Below are 5,147 nucleotides of genomic sequence, written 5' to 3'. Positions count from 1 at the left end.
TTTTGTCTGTTTTTTGATTTTTTTTTAGAATAAGCTTGCTCTATAAAATATATAAAGCAAGCTATACTATTCTTTTACTATCTATTGATATAGATCCATCCTGATTTTGTCTCCACATTATCACGCTCTATAACGAAATAATAGGTTCCTGTTGGTAATTCATTACCATTATCCGATTGACCATACCACTGATTTGTATAGTTAGAAAAACTATAAACTTTCTTACCATAACGGTTGAAAATCTCTAACTTTTTAACATTTAAACCTGTTAAATCAAAATTGTCATTAGATCCATCATTGTTCGGTGAAATACCTTTTTGAATTGTACATAAGGTTCCATTAGCTGCATGTATTACAGCTTGTGATGAACATGTAGAATTATTTGGTAATATAGTTGTAGCTACACAAGTATAATCTCCATCTTGATTTACAGTTATTGAAGAACCTGTCTCATTTATTGTTCCAGAAGGACCTGTCCATGCATATGTTGCAGACGCACCTCCCGATAATGAAGCATTAATGGTATAAACATTAGCAACACAACCACCACTTAAAGTAACAACTGGTGAATCTACTGCCGTAACAGTAAAAGTAGTCTCATCTGAACAAGTGTTAGGTGTAGTACCATTTGAAACATAAACATAAAACGTTTGTGTTGTATTAATGACAACATCGTCTCCTGGTGCATATGAAGTACCTGTTGCTCCCGATCCTGTGTAATAACTACCCGCTACTAATGCAGGGAATGTAAAGAATGAACCCTCACAAATTGAATCATCAGAAACCATTGGAGCCGTTGGTGTATCAATAATTGTAACTGCAAAACTGTCCTGATCTGTACAATTAGGTGTAGTATTTGTTTGTGCGTAGATATGTATCACTTGATCTGTAGTAATAACATCTCCAGCATTTAACATTACTCCTGTGCCTGTTGGACCTCCTGGTGCTGTATAATAAAAATTGTTAGCACTTAAAGCTGGTAAAACATAACTATCACACATGAAAACATCTGCCGGAGAATCTGCCACTATCGTATTAATAGTAACCGTAAAACTAGCCTCTGTAGAACAAATTGATGGAGCTGTTCCCGATTCTGCATAAACATAAACCGTTTGTGTTGAAGTAAGTGGAACTGATATATCTATCGCTCCAACTCCTCCTGTCTGAGAAAAATAATCCCCAACACTTAAAGCAGGTAATATATAAGAATCACATGCTGTAACATTTGATACCGGAGATAAAACTGGAGCTGGTGTAACAGAAACCGTGCAACTCATTGTAGCTGTACAACCATTATTGTCAACCACAACAGTATATGTTCCAGCTTGATTAACAGATAATGTATTTGTAGTTTCTGGCAAAGTAACCGTCCCTAAAGTCCATGTGTATGTTACATCGGCATCAACAAAATTGATTGGAGTAACCTGTACAGTACCTGATCCATTTTGACAAATACTAAAGTCATTTGTTAATGTAAACTGAGGTGTTAAATCTTGAACTACTAAGTTAAAAGTAGTTGTTTGATAACAACCGCTAGTAACATTCTCAATTCTAACAAAAATTGGCTCTAAGTTCTGAATAACATTTGTATAACTATCAGGAGCTAGAATAGGATTTACATCATTTTCTGCATCAGATTGAGTTGTATAATATGTAACCGTATAATCAGCTGGATTTAATGCATCTAGAATTGGAACTGTATTTTCAGTTAAATCAAAAGAAGAATAACCCACAGAATTACAAGCTATTAAATTATCAGATGCCCCTATAGTAAATGGATCATAATATTCTATAGTAATTGAATCTATTGCAGCACAAGTTGTACCAGTATATTGAGCAGCTATAGAATATGTTCCTTCTTCCGTTACTACCAAGTTTGGCCCAGTCTCACCAGCTATAGGCCCAGAAGCATTTGACCATTGAAATGTATAATTAGCAGTATTTAAACCACTTACTATGGTATAAGAATCTCCTACACAAAGAGCATTTCCATTTGCTTCTAAGAAGTCATTTCCAAGTTCGATGTTACCTACATTAAAGCTATTAGCTTCTAAAAACACCCCAGAATCATATGAATTATCACCATTATCAGCGATTACCATTTTAATATGATACAAAGTCAAAGGAACAACTGTAGATTGAGCTGTGAACTCAACAGTTTGACCTTGGAAATTAGTTGCTGCTGTAGCAGGATTAGTTCCGTTAAAAACATCGAAATATTGTGGATTGACTGAAGCACAACCAGCATTAAAAGCATTATCTCTAACAGTTACAACTGAAATAGGTGTTGTTGTTGCAGGAACAAATGCTAAATTAGAAACTGTATTTGTTACTGTATTTGTCAAAATAAAAGCGAAAGAATCTGAAAAAGAACATTGAAAAGTCCCATATTCTTCTGATGCAAACATAAAATTAAAACTTATTTGATCAATCAATGGCACAAAGTCAAATTCAATAACTGATGCGTTTCGAGAGTTTAAAGTAACTCCAGAAGCCGCTAAAATTGTTTCCAACTCTGTATCTCCTGTCCAAGCTTGATTTCCATCACCCATAAGCGAATCATTAGGTCCAGAAACCCTCATAGCATTTCCTGTTGTCATAACAATTCCATTTGAAAAAGGTAAAATACCAGGAGAATTTTCTTGAAAATATGCAATACCATTAGTTGATCCAAAATTATTTGTATTTCCTGTTTTCCACGTTATGTTCGTTACTTGAGCACAAGGCGAATTAATTAACACATCTGTTACCAATTGTGGAACTGTATATGTTGTATTATCTAATGTTATTGGCGGAGAACCTATACATAAATCAAAATTAGAAAACTGACCTATTGTTGCAGTATCCGTGTAAACTCTAATTAGATAAGTAGTTCCAGGAGTTAAACCAGCAATTGTACCACTATTAGGTAAATTACAGGCTACTTGTGTTAAAGAGCCACAAGAAGCACCCGTGTAAACTACAAAATTTAAGTTAGTATTAGTCCCTGTAATATTATTTAAAGATATAATGTGTGTTGAATTTGCTGCTGTAAATTGAAACCAAACATCATCATCGGCAGTACCTCCACATGTTTTTGGCTCAGGAGAAGCTGTTGCGCTAGTTACAGAACCAGAAATGAATAATGCACAATCGTTAGCTGCATTTACTGGTGCAATGATTGGTGTTGCACAACTATCGTTTGATGGTGTTGGTGGTGGAACACTTACACAAACATTGAAAGTTGTTGTTTGTAATAAAGCTGCTGTTGCCGTATAAACTCTAATAAAATATACTTGTCCTGGAATTAATCCAGTTAAATAACTAAAATCTGGATTACTACAGAATACTTGTGTTAAATTTCCACAAGGATTAGTTGTATTAGTCGAAGTGTAAATTACATGATTAAGGTCTAATGTAGAACCTGCTATATTTTGCAAACTAATTGTATGTATTCCTTGAGTTGCAGTAAAAGAAAACCAAACATCATCATCGGCAGAACCTATACATCCATTTGCTTGAGAAGAAGGTGTTGCTCCTACTACTGTGCCTGCGGTAATTTGAGAACACGAACCATCAATATTTACGGGCACTGTTATAGCAGTAACACAATTATCATTAGTTGGTGGTGGTGGTGGCGTTATACAAGTAGTGTTTAAAGTAAATGTTCCCACTGTTGTATTATTAACTCCAAATACATATATATAATACAATGTTCCCGGTGTAGTTGTTACTTGAATTTCAGATTGCAATCCACAAGAATTATCGTTTCCTGCAACACAAGTAAATGTACCACAACTTCCCGTTAGTACTTGAATTTTTGTATTAAAAGCAGATCCACATAATGAAAAAGTTACAATATCTCCATTCCCTGCAAAACTATACCAAACTCCTGGTGAAGTATTTGATGCCGTTCCACAAAATGCAGCTGAAGCTCCTACACTTGTTGAGCCTTGAGTTGTTCCTGCAAACGTACTTCCACAGGTTACAGGTATTGCATTGGCACACAAATTGTTTGGAGCAGGACAAAATGTTTGAGTTAAAGCTGTGCTATTTCTAAAGCAGTTTACATCTTGATCATTTTGCAGGTTTATAATAACTGGTGTGTTATTTGGAAAAGGACCAAATTGCATCGTACCGGCAGCAGATAATGTCTCTGTTGTTGATGCAGGTGTTGTTGTTCCTGAAACTGAAGTTGCTGTACCTAAATTTGTTACATTAGCAGTTACAAAGAAAGTATCTGTTCCGCTAGAACAATTAGAAACCATTGCATATGTTGCTGTTAGGTTCGTACAAGTATTTTCAAAAATATCTAATGTATAAGGAACACTCTGAGGTGCTGCCCATGTAGATATAACTATATAATAGGTCTCGCCTATTGTTGGTGTAAAGGTTACGGTATCGGGTGCTGTACTTCCATTTCCTGCAGTATTACCAGCCACACAACTAACTCCAATGTTAGCACAACTATTATAAACAAATAATCCAGACCAAGTTGAATTGGTTTGAGAAGTAATTGTTACTGAATTAGTAGATGTTGCTGTAAATTGATAAAATACATCATCCCCATTTAAATATGTTCCTGTTGTTCCACAACCAGATGAACCCGGACTTCCACTATAATCATCTCCATATCCTGAAGTATTATCAGTAGTAGAATAAGGACCTGTTGCAAGATCTGGAACTACTATTGGAGCACCACAAGTTTCTCCTAAAGATACAGTACAAAAGTTAAATGGACCTACCCATTGACTATTTGTTCCCGATGTACATTTTGCTCTAACATAAAAATCATAACATGTTCCTTGTGTTAAGCCCGTTACTGGGTAAGGATTAGAACTAACTAGTGTTCCTGTTCCTGTTGGTGTTGCTCCTGTACCTACAATTTCAACTTCCCATTGAGAAGCTCCACTTGGATTATCCCAGCCTAAAGTTGCTCCTGTTAATGTTGCGTTAGTTGCTGTTTGAACTGTCGGATCTAAACATTGTTCTACAATGCTAACATCATCAACAATCCAACGGTCACCATTGTCATTTGTCATTACAAAGGCCACATAAACTTGTTGTCCTACGTAAGCCGCTGGAAATTGAACTACTTTCTCTTCACAAACATCATAAACAGCATTCAATTCTGTTTCATTCCATGTCTGAATAGTCGTAAATGAACC

The 5,147-nt window shown here is 35.5% G+C and carries 1 protein-coding gene; it reads right to left on the bottom strand.

Features of this window, described 5'->3' with window-relative positions:
* Positions 1-77: 77 nt before the first annotated feature.
* The coding region (locus G507_RS16785; RefSeq protein WP_035666031.1) for a T9SS C-terminal target domain-containing protein at positions 78-5,147 on the bottom strand (5,070 nt) is incomplete at its 5' end.

The organism is Flavobacterium gelidilacus DSM 15343, from assembly GCF_000422685.1.
GTDB lineage: Bacteria > Bacteroidota > Bacteroidia > Flavobacteriales > Flavobacteriaceae > Flavobacterium > Flavobacterium gelidilacus.
This window is presented reverse-complemented; position numbering and strand designations above follow the sequence as displayed.